Source organism: Olsenella kribbiana (assembly GCF_036408795.1).
GTDB classification, from domain to species: Bacteria; Actinomycetota; Coriobacteriia; order Coriobacteriales; family Atopobiaceae; genus Olsenella_L; species Olsenella_L kribbiana.
In genome coordinates, this window is sequence record NZ_JAZGJP010000005.1 from 1 (window position 1) to 17,335 (window position 17,335).

General features: G+C 57.7%; 13 protein-coding genes, 6 tRNA genes and 1 CRISPR repeat array. Of the genes, 6 read left to right on the plus strand and 13 right to left on the minus strand.

What is annotated here, in order from left to right:
- Positions 1 to 267: 267 nt before the first annotated feature.
- Entirely contained in the window at positions 268 to 1,599 is a 1,332-nt protein-coding gene (gene gdhA / locus VXJ24_RS04485) for an NADP-specific glutamate dehydrogenase (protein WP_330971730.1), read from the minus strand.
- Between the two features lie 287 nt (positions 1,600 to 1,886).
- On the opposite strand from gdhA, the gene VXJ24_RS04490 reads away from it, so the two are divergent.
- From VXJ24_RS04490 to VXJ24_RS04510, 5 genes are all read left to right on the plus strand, one after another.
- Positions 1,887 to 2,693 (plus strand): hypothetical protein, encoded by an 807-nt coding sequence (locus VXJ24_RS04490; protein ID WP_330971731.1) that lies wholly within the window; start codon positions 1,887 to 1,889, stop codon positions 2,691 to 2,693.
- A gap of 49 nt (positions 2,694 to 2,742) precedes the next feature.
- Positions 2,743 to 2,819 (plus strand) — tRNA-Pro (locus VXJ24_RS04495).
- A gap of 6 nt (positions 2,820 to 2,825) precedes the next feature.
- Positions 2,826 to 2,901 (plus strand) — tRNA-Gly (locus VXJ24_RS04500).
- A 376-nt stretch (positions 2,902 to 3,277) separates the two neighbouring features.
- Entirely contained in the window at positions 3,278 to 4,237 is a 960-nt protein-coding gene (locus tag VXJ24_RS04505; protein ID WP_330971732.1) for a Gfo/Idh/MocA family protein, read from the plus strand.
- A 3-nt stretch (positions 4,238 to 4,240) separates the two neighbouring features.
- Positions 4,241 to 5,152: a diacylglycerol/lipid kinase family protein gene (locus VXJ24_RS04510; protein WP_330971733.1), complete on the plus strand. Its 912-nt coding sequence runs from the start codon at positions 4,241 to 4,243 to the stop codon at positions 5,150 to 5,152.
- Positions 5,153 to 5,227: 75 nt separating this feature from the next.
- Here VXJ24_RS04510 and ptsP read toward each other — a convergent pair whose 3' ends face one another.
- The 3 genes from ptsP to VXJ24_RS04525 form a co-directional block, all read right to left on the minus strand.
- On the minus strand, positions 5,228 to 6,931 hold the full coding sequence (gene ptsP / locus VXJ24_RS04515; protein WP_330971734.1) for a phosphoenolpyruvate--protein phosphotransferase: 1,704 nt from the start codon (positions 6,929 to 6,931) through the stop codon (positions 5,228 to 5,230).
- 118 nt (positions 6,932 to 7,049) lie between these two features.
- Positions 7,050 to 7,985 carry a 1-phosphofructokinase family hexose kinase gene (locus VXJ24_RS04520; protein ID WP_330971735.1) on the minus strand — a complete coding sequence of 312 codons (936 nt, stop codon included), beginning with the start codon at positions 7,983 to 7,985 and terminating at the stop codon, positions 7,050 to 7,052.
- Positions 7,986 to 8,067: 82 nt separating this feature from the next.
- A complete protein-coding gene (locus VXJ24_RS04525) occupies positions 8,068 to 8,520 on the minus strand; it encodes a PTS sugar transporter subunit IIA (RefSeq protein WP_330971736.1) in 453 nt (150 codons plus the stop codon).
- Between the two features lie 335 nt (positions 8,521 to 8,855).
- On the opposite strand from VXJ24_RS04525, the gene VXJ24_RS04530 reads away from it, so the two are divergent.
- Positions 8,856 to 8,932 (plus strand) — tRNA-Arg (locus VXJ24_RS04530).
- A gap of 48 nt (positions 8,933 to 8,980) precedes the next feature.
- On the opposite strand, the gene VXJ24_RS04535 is transcribed toward VXJ24_RS04530, so the two are convergent.
- The 9 genes from VXJ24_RS04535 to cas7e form a co-directional block, all read right to left on the minus strand.
- Positions 8,981 to 9,565 carry an NUDIX hydrolase gene (locus VXJ24_RS04535; RefSeq protein ID WP_330971737.1) on the minus strand — a complete coding sequence of 195 codons (585 nt, stop codon included), beginning with the start codon at positions 9,563 to 9,565 and terminating at the stop codon, positions 8,981 to 8,983.
- Between the two features lie 52 nt (positions 9,566 to 9,617).
- Positions 9,618 to 9,694: transfer RNA gene (locus VXJ24_RS04540), tRNA-Lys, on the minus strand.
- A gap of 26 nt (positions 9,695 to 9,720) precedes the next feature.
- Positions 9,721 to 9,797: transfer RNA gene (locus tag VXJ24_RS04545), tRNA-Lys, on the minus strand.
- Between the two features lie 15 nt (positions 9,798 to 9,812).
- A tRNA-His gene (locus VXJ24_RS04550) sits at positions 9,813 to 9,888 on the minus strand.
- 461 nt (positions 9,889 to 10,349) lie between these two features.
- A CRISPR array of direct repeats spans positions 10,350 to 13,247; the repeat unit is 29 nt; unit sequence GGGATCATCCCCGCTCGTGCGGGGAGCAC.
- 109 nt (positions 13,248 to 13,356) lie between these two features.
- A complete protein-coding gene (cas2e, locus tag VXJ24_RS04555; RefSeq protein ID WP_330971738.1) occupies positions 13,357 to 13,710 on the minus strand; it encodes a type I-E CRISPR-associated endoribonuclease Cas2e in 354 nt (117 codons plus the stop codon).
- The gene (cas1e, locus tag VXJ24_RS04560) at positions 13,707 to 14,714 is read right to left on the minus strand and encodes a type I-E CRISPR-associated endonuclease Cas1e (RefSeq protein WP_330971739.1); all 1,008 of its coding nucleotides are present in this window, start codon (positions 14,712 to 14,714) and stop codon (positions 13,707 to 13,709) included. Before cas1e ends, cas2e begins: the two co-directional genes overlap by 4 nt.
- Before the next feature lie 36 nt (positions 14,715 to 14,750).
- Positions 14,751 to 15,437: a type I-E CRISPR-associated protein Cas6/Cse3/CasE gene (cas6e, locus tag VXJ24_RS04565; RefSeq protein WP_330971740.1), complete on the minus strand. Its 687-nt coding sequence runs from the start codon at positions 15,435 to 15,437 to the stop codon at positions 14,751 to 14,753.
- 14 nt (positions 15,438 to 15,451) lie between these two features.
- Complete coding sequence (cas5e, locus tag VXJ24_RS04570) at positions 15,452 to 16,189, minus strand: type I-E CRISPR-associated protein Cas5/CasD (protein WP_330971741.1); 738 nt, start codon at positions 16,187 to 16,189, stop codon at positions 15,452 to 15,454.
- A complete protein-coding gene (gene cas7e / locus VXJ24_RS04575; RefSeq protein WP_330971742.1) occupies positions 16,189 to 17,325 on the minus strand; it encodes a type I-E CRISPR-associated protein Cas7/Cse4/CasC in 1,137 nt (378 codons plus the stop codon). Before cas7e ends, cas5e begins: the two co-directional genes overlap by 1 nt.
- Between the last annotated feature and the right edge of the window lie 10 nt (positions 17,326 to 17,335).

The window sequence follows — 17,335 nt, forward strand, 5'->3', positions numbered from 1 at the left end:
TGCATGACCCTTCGCCATCTCGTCCCCCGATCCTCCGGATGCATCAGCCGTTCATCCATATGATGCAGCGGAGCGGCGACAGGAATTCCTGCGGTTATGCCGGAGGTCCTCAGCCATTATCCGCTTTTCGGCTGGCACCCCATCATGGACTGCCACCGCTTTCAGCCGGGAGCTGCATTCCCGCCCATTGCTGCATAGATACATCAAAGGGAAGCTCCGGACCTTGCAATCCGGAGCTTCCCTCTTCAATGCAGCTGATTCCGAACGTTAGATGATGCCCTGGGACATCATTGCGTCAGCAACCTTCAGGAAGCCAGCAATGTTGGCGCCGAAGACCAGATCGCCCTCGTGGCCATATTCCTTGGCAGCATCCCACGCAGCCTTGTAGATGGAATCCATGATGCCATGAAGCTTGTCGTCGACCTCGTCGAAGGTCCAGGACAGGTGCTCATGGTTCTGGGACATCTCGAGGCCAGAGGTTGCGACGCCGCCAGCATTGGCAGCCTTGCCAGGAGCGAAGAAGACGCCATTCTGCTGGAGATAGAGCGTAGCATCGGTCGTCGTCGGCATGTTCGCACCCTCGACCACATAGCGGCAGCCATTCTCGGTCAGCTTGATGGCATCGTCGAGATCGAGCTCGTTCTGCGTGGCGCACGGAATTGCGATGTCGCACTTCTCGCCCCAAGGACGCTCTCCCTCATGGTAGACAGCGGAAGGACGTGCCTCGACATACTCCTTGATGCGGCCGCGGCGGACCTGCTTGATATCTACGAGGGTATCGAAGTCGATGCCATCAGGATCGTAGACATAGCCGTTGGAGTCAGAGACCGTGATGACCTTGGCACCGAGGCTCTCTGCCTTCTGGACAGCGTACTGAGCGACATTGCCGGCACCAGAGACAGCGACCGTCTTGCCCTTGATGGACTCGCCCTTCTGCTTGAGCATATTGAGCAGGAAGTAGACTGCACCATAGCCTGTAGCCTCAGGACGTGCAAGGGAGCCGCCATACGAGAGGCCCTTGCCGGTAAGGACAGACTGCCAGCTGTTCGTGATCTTCTTGTAGGCGCCGAACATGTAGCCGATCTCGCGGCCGCCGGTGCCGATGTCGCCTGCCGGGACATCTGTGTCAGGACCGACGTGGCGATAGAGCTCGAGCATGAAGGACTGGCAGAAGCGCATGACCTCGCGGTCAGACTTGCCCTTGGGATCGAAGTCAGAGCCGCCCTTTGCACCGCCCATAGGAAGCGTCGTGAGCGAGTTCTTGAAGACCTGCTCGAAGCCCAGGAACTTCAGGATAGAGAGGTTCACGGAAGGATGCAGGCGGATGCCGCCCTTGTAGGGCCCGATGGCAGAGTTGAACTGGATGCGATAGCCGCGGTTGACCTGGACCTTGCCCTCGTCGTCCACCCAGGGAACACGGAACATGACGATACGCTCAGGCTCTACCAGGCGCTCGAGCAGTCCCTCCTTCTCATACTCGGGATGGGCATCAAGTGCCGGCTGGAGGGTGAGGAGCACCTCGCGGGCCGCCTGGATGAATTCAGGCTGGTCTGCATAGCGCGACTCGAGATCCTTTACCACACGCTCAGAGTAGTTCATGAGCTTCCTTCCTATGCAGTTCGTTACAGGGAAAGTGCAGCAGAGTCTTCAAACCGCAAAGCTCTGAAAAGCAGATAAAAATATAATTGTTTGATAATAAGCATTTGAAATGGTGCGTATTTGGTAACGTCAGCTTCCATGTTTCGTAACATTCCGTTCACCTTGCAAAACTTTTGCAGGAATACCTGCCCGTTCGTGTAATTACAGGTAATTCGCCGGAAACAAGGCATGTTAGGTACATAAGATGGCTATGGTTTTCATCAAACAGTCACTCCAGGGGAGGCGCGATGCCAAAGCTTTCAACGAAGGTGCTGGTCCCGATTCTCGCCGCTGCATGCGCAGTTTCTGTCAGCGCCTGCAAGGCACAGACAACCAGCGAACAGGAAGCAGACCAGACCACCACGACCAGCGAATCGGCTGAGCAGACCACTCGTCGCGTCGGCAAGGTAGGCGTCGGCTATGTGACCGTTCCTTCCGACTGGATCTCCCTTGCCACGAAGAGCGGTTCGGGCGACATCGAGTTCTGCGATATCACGGCCACCAAGATCATCACGATGAAGGTCATGGACTCGACCGACGTCGATATCGTGAACTCCAAGAATGCCGAGAAGTCAGCCGCGACCTCGACCACGACAGGCTCCACGACGACCGAGAATGCCACGTCTGGCACTACGACGCAGAACGGCACCTCCGAGAGCTCCTCCACTGCCAAGACAGAGGAGAGCAGCAATTCTTCCACGAACAGCGGCACTTCCTCGACAGGAACGAATTCCTCTTCGACCAGCACCACAGACAAGTCCTCGACCTCGTCTTCGAGCACGGAAAGCGAGACCGTGACGATCGACGATGCTATCAAGGCCATCATCTATCACGCGAAGGAATACGACGTGACGGATGACAACATCCAGCAGGAGCAGACGACGCTTGCCAACCGCGAGGCCACGAAGCTTACGATCACCTACGGCGATGGCACAAGGGTCATCTGCTGGATGCTCACCGATGACTCCGGCAATGTCCGCTATGTCGCAGCCGAAGCTCCGTCCGAGTCTGTGGACGAAGTTGCAGCAATTGTCGAGAGCACCTACTCCTTCTAGTTTTTCGTTGCCATCCGGCGCCCGCTCACGTATACTAAACAACGCGCTTCGGGGCGTAGCGCAGCTTGGTAGCGCATCTGCTTTGGGAGCAGAGGGTCGCTGGTTCGAATCCAGTCGCCCCGACCACGAAATGCGGCGGTAGTTCAATTGGTAGAGCGTCAGCCTTCCAAGCTGATTGTTGCGGGTTCGAGTCCCGTCCGCCGCTCCATGAGAGACCAGCAGGCCACGGCACACGCTGTGGCCTGCTTCTTTATTGCTCTGTGACCCCTCGACAGATGATGCAGCGAGAATTCCCTTTGATTTGCCATCCGCCATGCAGACTGCCCTTTACGCATCACCGAGCCAGCGAGTTCGATGCCTGACTCCCCTCTCCCACGCTGTCGATCTGTCGGCATCTGTCCTCTCCTTATGCATGGAGCAGGACAAAACACCAGCACTGAGCTGAAAGACTTGCATAGCCATGCACCTTTGTCCCAGAATATGCCCACTGGCCGATTGATAGCACCGTACATGCAATTGACACCTTGACGGTCTATACCAGCTGGTATGTATGGAAGTGGTATCAGGAGAAAGGGGCAGCACAGATGGACGCACCTATTCGCTGGGGCATCTTGGGCTGCGGCAGGATTGCCAGACGCTTCTATGCAAGCCTCAAAGGCTCTGAGCATGGGCTGGCCTATGCAGTCGCTGGAAGGGATTCGGACAAGGCAGAAGCCTTTGCTCAAGAATGCCCGGTCGCTGTGGTCTATGACAGCCTGGGTGCCCTTCTCGAGGATCCGAACGTCGAAGCAATCTATATCGCTCTCCCCCATGCCCTGCATGCCGACTGGTCCATCAAGGCACTCCGTGCCGGCAAGGCCGTGCTCTGCGAGAAGCCTGCCGTGCTTACAGCCCAGGAAATGCATGGTGTCATCGCTTGTGCCCACAGCACGAACAGGCTCTACATGGAGGCCATGAAGACCCGCTTCGTGCCGCTCCATGCCCGCCTCATGAAGCTCCTCGATGAAGGTGACCTTGGACGGATCCAGTTCGTCGAAGCATCGCAGTGCTACCTGTTCCCCGACGATATCACGGGCTATTTCATCGACCCGGTTCAGGGTGGCTGCCTTTACGACGAAGGCATCTACTGCGTAAGCTGGCTCGATGAGCTACTTCCCGGCAAGGTGCAGATCGACCGCACGAATGCCCTGTTCCTGCGCGGTGTGGACTGGTATGACAATGTCCAGCTGAGCATAGGCTCGGTTCCGGTGCAGCTTGAGATTGCAGCAGACCGTGGTCCCAAGAGCACGCTCCACATCGAGTGCGAGTGGGGCTCTGTCGATGTGCCGACGCTTCACAGGCCCCAGACGGCCACGATCCATCGCTTCGGCCAGCCTGACCAGACGCTGAGCGCTCCCTATGCGCGCGACGACTTTTCAGGACAGATCGAGCATTTCCAGAATCTTCTCCTTGCCGGCAAGCATGAGAGCTCCATCATGCCGCTTGCAGCATCTCTTCGCTGCGCCGAGATCATCGACGCAATACGTGCCTCCTGGCAGCGCTGAGCCATGCAACAGACACTAGGACGTACGCTCCTCATTGCCAATCCGGTATCCAGAAGCGGCATGGGCAAGGCTGGTGCCACAGCTATCGAGCGAAGGCTCAGAGAGCTGCCTGAGCAAGTCCCCACCTTCGATGTCTATCTGACAACTGGCCCAGGCGATGCTGTGCACATCGCTGCCAATGCGCAGGGCTACGATACTGTGCTCGTCCTCGGCGGAGACGGCGTCATCCACGAGGCAGCCAACGGCCTCATGCAGATACCGAAAGCATCCCGCCCCACATTGGGGCCCATCCCCTTGGGCTCTGGCAATGACTATGCAAGGACACTCCATATCACGAGAAACAAGCCCGAGAAGGCTCTGGAAGAGCTTCTGGACGGCAGAAAGATTGCAGCCGACCTCGGGCTCGTGAACGGCGTCTACTTTGTCCAGACGCTCTCCTTCGGCCTTGATGCTGCTATCGCCCTCGATACGATGAACCACCGCTCGACAGGGCGTGGCGCCCATCTCTTTGCGGACTCCGGCTTCAAGATCTTCTCCTCTGCCAAGCAGGGCTATGCCTTCAAGGCAGAGATTGACGGTGTCCCGGCTGCGGGCAACGAAGCCGTCTTCGCCGTGCAGGTAGGTCCTACCTACGGCGGAGGATTCAGGGTATGCCCCAAGGCAGTGGTCGACGATGGGAAGCTTGATGTCTGCTATTCAAAGACGCTTCCTGCCGTACCGGTGACCTTGGGCATCTTCTGCCTCGCCCGCTTCGGCCTCCATACGCACTCAAAGCATCTCTTCTTCGCCCAGCCGAAGCACATCACGATCGACTTCGAGAGTGCTCCTCCCTGCCAGGTAGATGGAGAGAGGCTCGAAGGCACCCACTTCGATATCTCTATCTGCCCAGGAGCCCTTGAAGTGCTCATCCCTTAGCATCGCAGCCACTATATCCAAAGAAGAAGGGCGCCCATCGCTGGACGCCCTTCCTTATTCTCTATGAGCCTTGAGCTACTTGACAGCAGCCTGGAGCATGGCGCGAACCTCGTTAGAGGTCTCGAGCTTCATGACCTTCTCAGTCAGAGCGTCAGCCTCTTCCTTCGTCCACTCGGAGATGATCTTGCGGGTGCGGAGGACAGAGCCAGCGGAGACGGAGAACTCGTTCAGGCCGAAGGACAGGAGCACCGGCACCATCAGAGGATCGGCTGCGACCTCGCCGCACATGCCGACCATGATGCCAGCCTTGTTGCCCTCTTCGATGATGCGCTTGAGGGAGCGCAGCACCGACGGCTGATAGACGTTGTAGAGATAGGCGACACGGTCGTTGCCGCGGTCTGCGCACATCGTGTAGCCGATGAGGTCGTTCGTGCCGATGGAGAAGAAGTCGCACTCCTTGGCAAGGAGGTCAGCGATGAGGGAAGCAGACGGCGTCTCGATCATGGTGCCGACCTGGATGTCCTTGTTGTAGGAGATGCCCTCGGCGTCGAGCTCCTTCTTGCAGACCTCGATGAGTGCCTTTGCCTGACGGACCTCGTCGAGCGTCGTGACGAGCGGCAGCATGATCTTGATGTCGCCGAAAGCAGAAGCACGGAGAAGAGCCCTGAGCTGGACCTTGTACTGCTCCGGGTTGTTCAGGCAGTAGCGGACAGCACGGAAGCCCATGAACGGGTTTTCTTCCTTCTGCATGTTGAGATACGGAATCTCCTTGTCGCCACCCACATCGAGCGTACGGATGATGACCTGCTTGCCCTTCATGGCAAGAGCGACCTTCTGGTAGGCCTGGAACTGCTCCTCCTCGGAAGGAAGCTCCTGAGCATCCATGAACAGGAACTCGGAGCGGAAGAGGCCGATGCCCTCTGCGTCATGCTCGATAGCAGATGCAGCGTCAGACGGGTTGCCGATGTTGGCAACGAGCATCACAGACTCGCCGTCAGCGGTGACCGTCGGCTTGCCGCGGAAGGCCTCGAGTGCCTGCTTCTCCTCTGCAAGCTTCTTTGCCGTTGCACGGAAGCCCTCGAGCTCGTCAGCAGAAGGATCGACGTAGACAACGCCCTTGTTGCCATCGACGACGCACATATCGCCGGTCTTGATGTTCGTCGTAGCATCTGGCACGGAGAGGACAGCAGGAATCTCGAGCTGGCGTGCGATGATGGCTGAGTGGGACGTACGGCCACCGGTCTCGGTGACAATGCCGACGATGTTCTTCTTGTCGATGTCAGCCGTCATGGAAGGCGTGAGCTCGTGCACGACGACGACAGAGTTCTCGGGAAGGACAGCCAGATTCACAAGCTCCTTGCCGAGGAGGTCAGCCAGAAGACCGGTCCTGACGTCGGCAACGTCTGCTGCACGCTCACGGAAGAGCTCGTCCTCCATGTTTGCGAACATGTTGTAGTACATGTCATAGGCATTCTGCACAGCCTGCTCAGCGCACATACCATCGTCGATGGAGCTGTTGACCATATCGACGATGCCCTCATCCTCGGCGAACTCGATGTGGGCCTGCATGATTGCAGCCGTCTCCTCGCCGACGGTCTCCTTCATGCGATCGATCTGAGCCTGCGTCTGGGCAACGAACTTGTCGCGGGCTGAGACGTAGCGCTGCTTCTCGGCGTCAGCGTCCTCAGGGCTATGCGGCGTGAAAGAAAGATCGGGCTCCACAGCAACGCGTGCAACGCCGATACCGATGCCCTCAGATGCGTTAACTCCCTCGTACATGTTTCCTCCATTCGGAAGCAGCGGGCATCCGCCCGCTGCAACTCCCCCATAGCGTCACCCCGAAGGGTGCAAGACAAGAGCTGCGGTGTCCCCACACCGCAGCTCGCAATCTCCGGAATTAGGCTTCGCCGTCGGCGACCATCTTGTCCAGGCGGGCAACGATGCGGTCGATAGTGGAGCGCTTTGCAATGCCCTTGCTTGCTGCCGTTGCAGTGCCGCAGGCGCTGGAGAACAGCAGAGCACGGTCATAGTCGTGCGTCTTGTCATACGTGGCCAGGAAGCCTGCGACCATGGAGTCGCCAGCACCGGTGGCGTTGACAAGCTTGATCTTTGCGCAAGGAGCGACATGCTCCTCGCCATTCTCATCCACGAGGGCTGCACCATGGCTGCCGCAGGAGACGAGGACATTCTGTGCACCCATCTCATGAAGCTTGTGGGCAAGCGGCATGACCTCGGCAGGAGTCTCAGGAAGCGGCTTCATGCCAAAGATGCGGCCAACCTCATGGTTGTTCGGCTTGATGAGGAAGGGCTTCGACTTCAGTGCGTTCGTGAGAAGCTCGCCCGGAGCATCGACGACAAAGCGGATGCCACGGCCTGCAAGACGCTCCATGATGATCATGTACATATCGCGCGGCAGGGATGCCGGAATCGAGCCGGTAAGGACGATCGTGTCGCCCTCGCCGAGGTAGTCGATGCGGTCAAGCAGCTCGTCGACCTTGGACTGCGGAATCTTCGGACCCATGCCATTGACCATGGTCATGACAATGCCATTGAGCTTGACGTTGATGCGCGTATTGCCCTTGTCCAGACGGACAAAGTTGCAGCTGACACCCTTTTCCTGGAGCCTCTTGATCAGGTAGTCGCCCGTAAAGCCGGCAGCAATGCCGAGAGCGACGTTGGGGGTATCGAGCTCATTGAGCAGGCAGCAGATGTTGATGCCATTGCCGCCTACATGAATCTCCTCCTGCTTGGATCTATTAGTGAAGCCCATGTCGAGAGACAGAGGGTACATCACGTAGTCGATTGCAGGATTGAGGGTAACGGTATAAATCACCACAGGCTCCTTTCGCCTTTGCCATCAAAAGATGGCAGACGGCTTCCCCCCAAGACCGTCTGCCCATTTCCTATAAAGGAAACTACTTGACCGCGTCTGCGATCACGGAAGCGATGGCTGCAGGATCGTCGGACTCTGCGATGCGCTTGCGAGCGTCCTCATGCATGAGCATGCTGGAGACCTTTGCAAGGACGAGAAGGTGCGTGGTGCCAGCCTCTGCGCCCGGCATAAGAAGGCCGATAGCGGTGGTCACAGGGACATCATCCGTGGACTTCCAAGCGACGTCATTTGCGAGCTTTGCGACAAGGATACCCGGCTTCTTGATTGCATCGTCCTTTGCGTGCGGGATAGCAAAGCCATCAGCCATGCCGGTGGAGCCGAGCTCCTCACGGTGCTTGAAGGAAGCGAGGACAGCGTCCTTGTCGTCGGCATAGCCAAGCTCGACTGCCTTGCTAGACAGGAACTCAAGCACGTCGTCGACGCTCTTAGCTTCGACATTCAGGAAAACATTGGTGGATGCGATCATTTCACTCATTTTAGATTCCTTTCCCAAAATCTCATGAGCTGCTTGCCGGTATCCCTGAGGAATTACCTTTGGCTCTAAGGATACAACATCCTGAGTCACCAATAGGCAAATGCATCAAGTCTTTGAGTGCTATGCCGTAAAATCATCTAACGAAGTCGGCGATATTTCTAAACTCTCGACACCACCACGTTTCATATATTTGATTTGTGAAGACAAAGGTAATTTTACCGTTAAAGCCCTATCCAATTCATAACGTCCGGCAAGCGTAGCCGGTCTGGGCCTCGACGGAAATTGAAGATGAATACTTTGATAGCTTGCGTTTGATGCTCTATCATATGAAGTCCGCGCCCTTAGCCCAGCTGGATAGAGCAGGGGACTTCTAATCCCAAGGTCATGCGTTCGAGTCGCATAGGGCGCACCAGAGATGACAAGAGCCGGGAGGTCTGCCCTCTCGGCTCTTCTTCTGTCTCTATCGCTCGCCCAGCGCCAGAGCTTGCGCGGCGATAATTGTCTTGCTGTCTTGGATGAGACCTGCTCTCACTCCGGCAAGGATATCCTCAAGCGGAAGCCAAACGACGCCCACGAATTCGCCTTCATCGGGGTGCGCTTCTGATTGATGCAGTCCACGAGCAAGGAAGACTCTCGTTGCTTCATTGGTGAAGCCTATCGATCCCGCAGACACAGCAAGCGGCACAAGTTCGTCAGCTACAAGGCCTGTCTCTTCAGTAAGCTCACGGGCTGCGCAGACAACGGGTTCCTCCCCCATCTCGAGCTTCCCAGCGGGTATCTCGAGCGTCATGCGTCCAAGAGCAACCCGATACTGACGTACGAGGCAAAGCTTGCCCTCATGAAATGCAGCCACACCACACCCGCCATGGTGCCATGCAATTTCACGCGTGGCGAAAGAGCCGTCAGGGAGCTTAACTTTGAGGACATCAGCCGAGAAGATGCAGCCTTTCCACTGGACCTCGTCATCGACTGTCTCCTCGTAGAGAGCAGGATCAAGCTCCAGATAGCGCTTAATAGATTCAACGGTACCTCGACGAAGATCCATAGCAAGACCTCTCTATATAAAAAGAGCCAGGCAATGCCTGGCTCGAACTCTCTGGTGCGCCGTCAGGGATTCGAACCCTGGACCTTGGGATTAAGAGTCCCCTGCTCTGGCCAGCTGAGCTAACGGCGCAAATATACGTCGCTGCAAAGAGGAAATGGTGCGCCGTCAGGGATTCGAACCCTGGACCTTGGGATTAAGAGTCCCCTGCTCTGGCCAGCTGAGCTAACGGCGCCTAGTATCATGCGAATGGGGTGGGTGAAGGGTCTCGAACCCTCGACCTACGGAGCCACGGTCCGTCGCTCTACCAACTGAGCTACACCCACCATCTCGTTCGTATGCCCTCTCAGGCAGCTCGTTAATTATTGAGCAGTAGACAGACCAATGCAAGCAAAATTTTATTTTTCTCTGCACGCTCCCTTTGTTGTGAACATTACGTGAACTTATAACACACAGCGAATCTAGCGAACAATACGAAACATCCCCAGAATCGCCTCCAAGCTTGCAGGGAACATTATTATCCCGGCATAAAGGCAATTCCGCATAGTAACTATCCCCGCGCTTGTGGGGAACAACGAAGTTGGCTGCTTTGATAACGTTCTAGCAGGCCATCCCCGCATCCGTAGGGAGCGCTGACGATACCTTCGTGAAGCGCTACTACCCCAGGAATCACTTCTGCGTTAACAGGGATCATCTTGATGCGACTGCTTGCCAGCGCGGTTGGATGGGATTATCCCAGCATTCACGGGGAGCACTGTACTACTTATCAGCACTATCATCTGTCACTAGGATCATCCCCGCTCGTGCGGGGAGCACATGGCTGCAGGATCGTCGGACTCTGCAATCTTCGGATCATCCCCGCTCGTGCGGGGAGCACTGGTTGTCGCCAGTGACGGCAACGGTCGTTGCGGGATCATCCCCGCTCGTGCGGGGAGCACTAATCCAACGCACGGGTTGGCTTTGCCGCGCCGGGATCATCCCCGCTCGTGCGGGGAGCACTCGTCGAAATAATCATGACACACAACTATGTTGGGATCATCCCCGCTCGTGCGGGGAGCACACCTCCACAGATGGTCTTGCAGCCGCTCATGCGGGATCATCCCCGCTCGTGCGGGGAGCACTCCCTCATGTCATGCAACGTGAGCATGATGCCGGGATCATCCCCGCTCGTGCGGGGAGCACAGATCGTGCGCGAAGTGCGAGAGCGGCACGAGAGGATCATCCCCGCTCGTGCGGGGAGCACGCAGTGGACACGTCCCTGCTCACGGCCTACGCAGGATCATCCCCGCTCGTGCGGGGAGCACCTGGGGGATGCGATGATGCATCTTCCGGGCGCAGGATCATCCCCGCTCGTGCGGGGAGCACAATGCCGCTGGGTTGCTGTAGGAGAACGTCGGGGGATCATCCCCGCTCGTGCGGGGAGCACATGCTGTCAGAGAGCTGCTTGATGGATGACTGGGGATCATCCCCGCTCGTGCGGGGAGCACCATCACGGCATGCCGGTTCCAGCAGGCTACCGGGGATCATCCCCGCTCGTGCGGGGAGCACGACTGCTGCCAGATTGAGGTGGAAGTGCGCTCGGGATCATCCCCGCTCGTGCGGGGAGCACGAGGTCATGCAGGATGTTCGCCGCAGTGTCGTGGGATCATCCCCGCTCGTGCGGGGAGCACAAGGTCTGAGTCTGAGAGAAGGACGTTCTGGTAGGATCATCCCCGCTCGTGCGGGGAGCACCTCGTGTCGGCAGCCCGGCTGCTGCGCCATGCCGGATCATCCCCGCTCGTGCGGGGAGCACCAGCACGTGGACCGCATTCCGTGAGTTCTACTAGGATCATCCCCGCTCGTGCGGGGAGCACAGGGAGTAGTTGAGGCGCTGCGTGTTGAGCCGGGGATCATCCCCGCTCGTGCGGGGAGCACGCTGCCGTCTCGCGGATGCCGTCGGCCACGTCGGGATCATCCCCGCTCGTGCGGGGAGCACACCAGATGTGGGCGTTCGTGCCGCTCAGCCCGGGGATCATCCCCGCTCGTGCGGGGAGCACACCCACATCTGGTCCTTCGATGTGCCTTCGTCGGGATCATCCCCGCTCGTGCGGGGAGCACCGGAAGGCGAGTTCCGCGCGATGCTGCCATCGGGGATCATCCCCGCTCGTGCGGGGAGCACGCTTCGAGCACAGTCAGCTTCGCCGAGGTCCGGGGATCATCCCCGCTCGTGCGGGGAGCACACGGCTGCGTTCTGCAAGCCGTAGGAAGGCACGGGATCATCCCCGCTCGTGCGGGGAGCACCCTGCGTAGCCCCAGCCGCTGTTCGCGCATGAAGGATCATCCCCGCTCGTGCGGGGAGCACCTTGACCGCCTGTATGTCTTCGAGGTGACCGAGGGATCATCCCCGCTCGTGCGGGGAGCACACCCGGAAGATTGGGACGTCGATGGCGCGGCTGGGATCATCCCCGCTCGTGCGGGGAGCACCAGGCTTGGCACGGTATCGCTCAACGCAGGGGGGGATCATCCCCGCTCGTGCGGGGAGCACGAGCTGAGCATCCACGAGATAGAGAACTCGCTGGGATCATCCCCGCTCGTGCGGGGAGCACACCAGATGTGGGCGTTCGTGCCGCTCAGCCCGGGGATCATCCCCGCTCGTGCGGGGAGCACGTCGATGATGCGCTGAACGAGGCGCCTGAGATAGGATCATCCCCGCTCGTGCGGGGAGCACCCCTCCTAGTCCATGACGGCTCCCCACAGCCGGGGATCATCCCCGCTCGTGCGGGGAGCACACCACTTTGCCGAAAGGCCGATGTGCATGGTCTGGGGATCATCCCCGCTCGTGCGGGGAGCACCCGAGATGTATCCATTTCGGAACGGCTCCGGCGGGATCATCCCCGCTCGTGCGGGGAGCACTGGCGGGCACGCTCAAGCGCATCGGCTTCGAGAGGATCATCCCCGCTCGTGCGGGGAGCACGTCTGGCTTGCTGGCGTGCTTCCGCCATTTCCGGGATCATCCCCGCTCGTGCGGGGAGCACAGTCCCGGCAAGCTTGAGGATGGTCCCGTACCAGGATCATCCCCGCTCGTGCGGGGAGCACACGGCAGAGAGCTCGTGCCGGGTGAGGTCGCTGGGATCATCCCCGCTCGTACGGGGAGCACACGGCAGAGAGCTCGTGCCGGGTGAGGTCGCTGGGATCATCCCCGCTCGTGCGGGGAGCACAGTCCCGGCAAGCTTGAGGATGGTCCCGTACCAGGATCATCCCCGCTCGTGCGGGGAGCACTCCTGCTTCCCAGAGAACCCGTTCTGCAATTTAGGATCATCCCCGCTCGTGCGGGGAGCACGATTACTACTACCAGAGCAGCGGAGACGAGGAAGGATCATCCCCGCTCGTGCGGGGAGCACTGCTCTACTTCATGAGCCTCGTTATCAACTGCGGGATCATCCCCGCTCGTGCGGGGAGCACAAAACTATGTCATGCGGGGCCGCTACCCTCGCGGGATCATCCCCGCTCGTGCGGGGAGCACTCGTCCGCATACTGTGCCACCCATGAGCCGCAGGGATCATCCCCGCTCGTGCGGGGAGCACGATGGCCCGCTCGGAGGCGGCACGACGTGGGTGGGATCATCCCCGCTCGTGCGGGGAGCACTGTCCTTCGGAAGCTCTATCATCTCTTTGTCGAGGATCATCCCCGCTCGTGCGGGGAGCACACTTAAGAACCTGCGTAATTCTAGCATGACTCAGTCATTTCTATTCAATTATCAAGGAACGTCCTGGCAATCTGATTAGTGTCTTATCTTTACCACTAGCCAGCTTCCCTCAATGTCTTCGTGCCATATGGTATTTACTTGCATTGCTCCAAGCTTTTGGAGGTGCGCCAAACATCGGAGCATCTTCTGTTCCGGATGGTTTTCTGATGAGCTCAACTCCTTCCACATCCACTGGTTCCCAGTCAGGCTGAAATGTCTCAAACGCGAGATGCTGCTCGTTGCTTGCTGAGTACGCCATAATTGCCCGACCGTTTCTCACCATGCTAATTACACGGTCCCACAAGGCCACTCTCACACGTGCCGAAACGTCACCTACGAATACGCCAGGAGATATCTCGAGCAGCCACCGTGTCAGATCCCCTCTTAGACCGACCGGACAAGCAGTAAGAGCAATAACGATCATCTGTCATCGCCTTCTGATCCATCAGCAGAATATGCCGCATAGGATTTGCCAGCAGGCACTTCGCCTGTCTTTTCATCCCACAAGCCAAGATGATTGGATGATGGATCGATATCCCCTGCCTTGCCGTCAGCATCGCCGGCGAGCAGAAGCCCCTTTATGTCGTGCACCATCCTCGACAGGATGCTCAGGTCATAGATTTCATCGCGCATGTTGCGCCTCGTTTCGGCTCCAATATCGTCTGGATGCTCTGCGGCAGTCTTGAAGGCAACAGGAATAGATATTTCAGCCTTGTACAAATCCGCAATGTCATAGACAAATGATTTCTCATGGCCTGTATGCACAAAGCCAAGCCCCGGAGAGCATCCCAGCGCCACTATGGCCGAATACGCAAGTGCATACAGACAGACATGCGCCGCAGAAAGAGCCTTGTTGATCTCTGTCGCATCGTCGAAATCGACTGGATTATAGGTGCGCTGGTCCCATGCCACGCCAGTTTCCTGAGACCATTTCTTGTACACGCGTCTGACTCGTACGCCTTCTCGCCCTCTCAGCTGCGCCATAGTCAGCTTGCTGACGTCCTCGCCAGCAAAGCGCATGGAGTACATCTTTCGTGCCACAGCAAGTCTGGTTCGAGTATTCGAAACAAGCTTTGCCTGCTGCTGCAGAAGAGCGCTCGAATGAGTCAGAGGCTGTCCGAAGGCATACATCCGGATGCCTCGTTCACCGACCCATACCACTGACACGCCGCTCTCCCCCATGAGCTTCATAGCATCATGCGTGATATCTGTGCCCGGCCCCAGCATGAGGACGCTGAGAATGGCTGAGGGCACATATGTCGTACCCTGGTCATTTCGTACGGTAATGGCATTGTCTGCTCGGTTGATCTTGCAATGCTCGAAATACAGAAACGAGATGCGATCCTCGACTCTTGCAAGGTCCGCAATATCAGGAGGAGGAGCACCTCTTTTCGCCGACGACCTCGATCCTGCGTTCTCGTCAGACATAGGCGCTCCTCCTGTCTTTCAATATGTTTCAGTCGCTCAGTGCAATGGCGCTATTGTCATCAGGCCACATCCAAATCCCTTGGCCCTGCCAATGCCGCAGCACAGAGACTTGCGGAACAGCTCCGAATCCCTCACTATCAGCACTCCATCAAATACCGCTGTATTGATTGTGACCTTGCCGTCACGATGCTTGTAGCGCTCGATGCTTCGATGGGTAACAGTGATGATTCGATTCCCATCGCTGTCTGTTGCAATTTCGAAGCCATGCTTCTCGCAGCGGTCCATCAGCCAGGTCAGCTGCTGCTCGACTGTCACATGGCCTTGGATGGTGCCGACCACTTTGTCGTTGGGCCTTCTTCCCTGATTCTGCATGACCTTTCTCGCAGGGTTTGCCTTGAGACGGAACTGCCATACCTGTCCTGCAGCAAGGGAATCAAGCACAGGAGAGTAGTCCTTCGTCTCCCAGCCTGTCGTAGAAGGCCAGCCAGCCTGTTCGACTATATGCGTAAAGTCTGGCTTAGAGGGACTCACGACATAGAGCCATACACCATCCTTCGCGTTCTTCGTAGAATCGATTCTCCAAAGAATGCGACCTGAGTCATCGCTGCGAAGCGCATTCGGCGGGAAAGCCTGTTCGATGGCGGCGTGCATCTTGTATGGCGAATTCACAAGCTGTACGGCCTGCATGCGAGCGATATTCAGCGGCATACGTGAGATATACACGTTGGCACCTCCTCTCAGAAGAAGCTCATTGGATCATGGCTGCCGTGAAACTCAATAGGCTGCTTGTCTGTTCCATCCTTGCGGGGAGCAGTTTCGCCCTCGAGGCCGGATATCTCTATCCGGCAGCGCCATGTCTTCCTGTTTGCATACTTGCGGCCACTGCCGCTAAAGGTAATCGGAATATCGGCCTGACTGATTCCTTCCTCATCAGCCTTGGCATCGCATACTGCTTCCAGTTCCCGTGTACGCGAGTGCTTTTTCCTGTAAGCCTGAGATGCAAGCCACGGAGCTTTCCCAAGAGCATCTCTCACGCCTTCATATTCCTCATGGAGGCCAAGCGACACCGGGCCATCAGGAGGACAAGAGCGCCTGCCAAGGTAAAGCGGCCAGCAGGGATGCTTCAATGCCGCATCGATATCCTTGAGCAGTTCGTCATCTCCGCCCAGTGCAGCCAGAAACTTCGCATCGGACAGATAATATCTGTACGAAAGCGGCATGCTTTTTCCTGCATCGCCGAGCGTCTTCTCGGTCTGAAAGTCAACAATCAGGTTTCCAGGCTGATCGGCACGAACTCCGAATTCGAGTGCAGCCAAGTCCTCGACGCTGTCTTCCCTTGACCGTCCAAGCGCAGCAGCCATCAATCCGATGACTCCGCTCTTTGTCGGTTCATTGCGCGTCGTCCTGCGCACAAAGCGCGAAGAATCGCCCCATGACTGCATTGGCCCAGAAAGTCTGAGCAGCAATACCGTCATTATGCTTCACCACCAGCCAGCACGTTCTTTACGCTAGCTTCGACCTGATCCAGCATCTCAGGGAACGAACAACCAGCCCCGAAGTCCTGGAGCGCCTCCGTTCCTCCATCCACGGCAGTCCACCATGCTGCAGCAGGAGCGTCTCCGTATGCACCAGAAATCTGCACGAGCGTCTTCGCAAGCTTATCCTCTGCCTGCCTAGAGATTGAAGTTCCTTCCTTGGCGCTGACCGGCTCTTCGAAGGCTGCAACACCATTTACTGGCTGGTCCTTGCGCAGCGCAACGAGAACAGCGCTTGGAAGCGTCCTGTTCGCGAACGTATTCTGCTTGCCTGTCGGCATAGCGGTCACAAACGCATCCAGGAACGCCTTCGTTGCTGCAGAGGTAGCATCTGCACCACCAAGCTGCTGCTCAAGAGTGTCAAGATTCACCGTTGCGTAGCGGTAGAGCGTAGAGGAATTGAAGCCAATGGTATCCAGCATTGCAGCGCCTGCATTGTCTTCTGCTGCAATATCATCGACAGCAGTGAAGTAATCGAACTCCTGCGAAATCTTGTCCACCGATATGGCGTGGGCAACCTGCGCGCTAGCATCGGTGTTCAGGTCAGGCGCATCGGCAAGCATCCTGCCGAAGAGCGCGATGTCCAGCGCCTGCACTCCGTGGAAAGCGCTCGACACCTGCTTCTTCAGTTCCTTGCTCGGCTTCGTAAGATCATCTCCGCTATCATGCGCCTTGATGGCAATAGCTGCGAGCTTGCTAATCTCCGAACGGGCGATGAAGATCAGATACTGCGTGACTGAGGTGCCCTGATCCTGGCCCTTGCGCTTTGACTCCTCAACCTTCACCCCTGTGATCTTGAGGACATCAGTAGCCATCGACTCTGCAAGATCGGCAAGTTCCGGACGCTGCTTCACGATCTCATCCGCAATCAGCGCGACCGCATGCTTCGACCTGACCCCAAGCTGGGAGCCATCCACGTGCTTGGAGAACTCTTCGCGCATGGCATGCTTCCATGCCTGGCTGGAAACACGAGACCGCAGATAGCCACCGTAGATTGCCGTCTTCGGCGTACCGGTATCGTCGCGATTGATGTCACAGGGCGGTACATTCTGGATTGCATAGATATCAACAAACATGGTTGCCTCC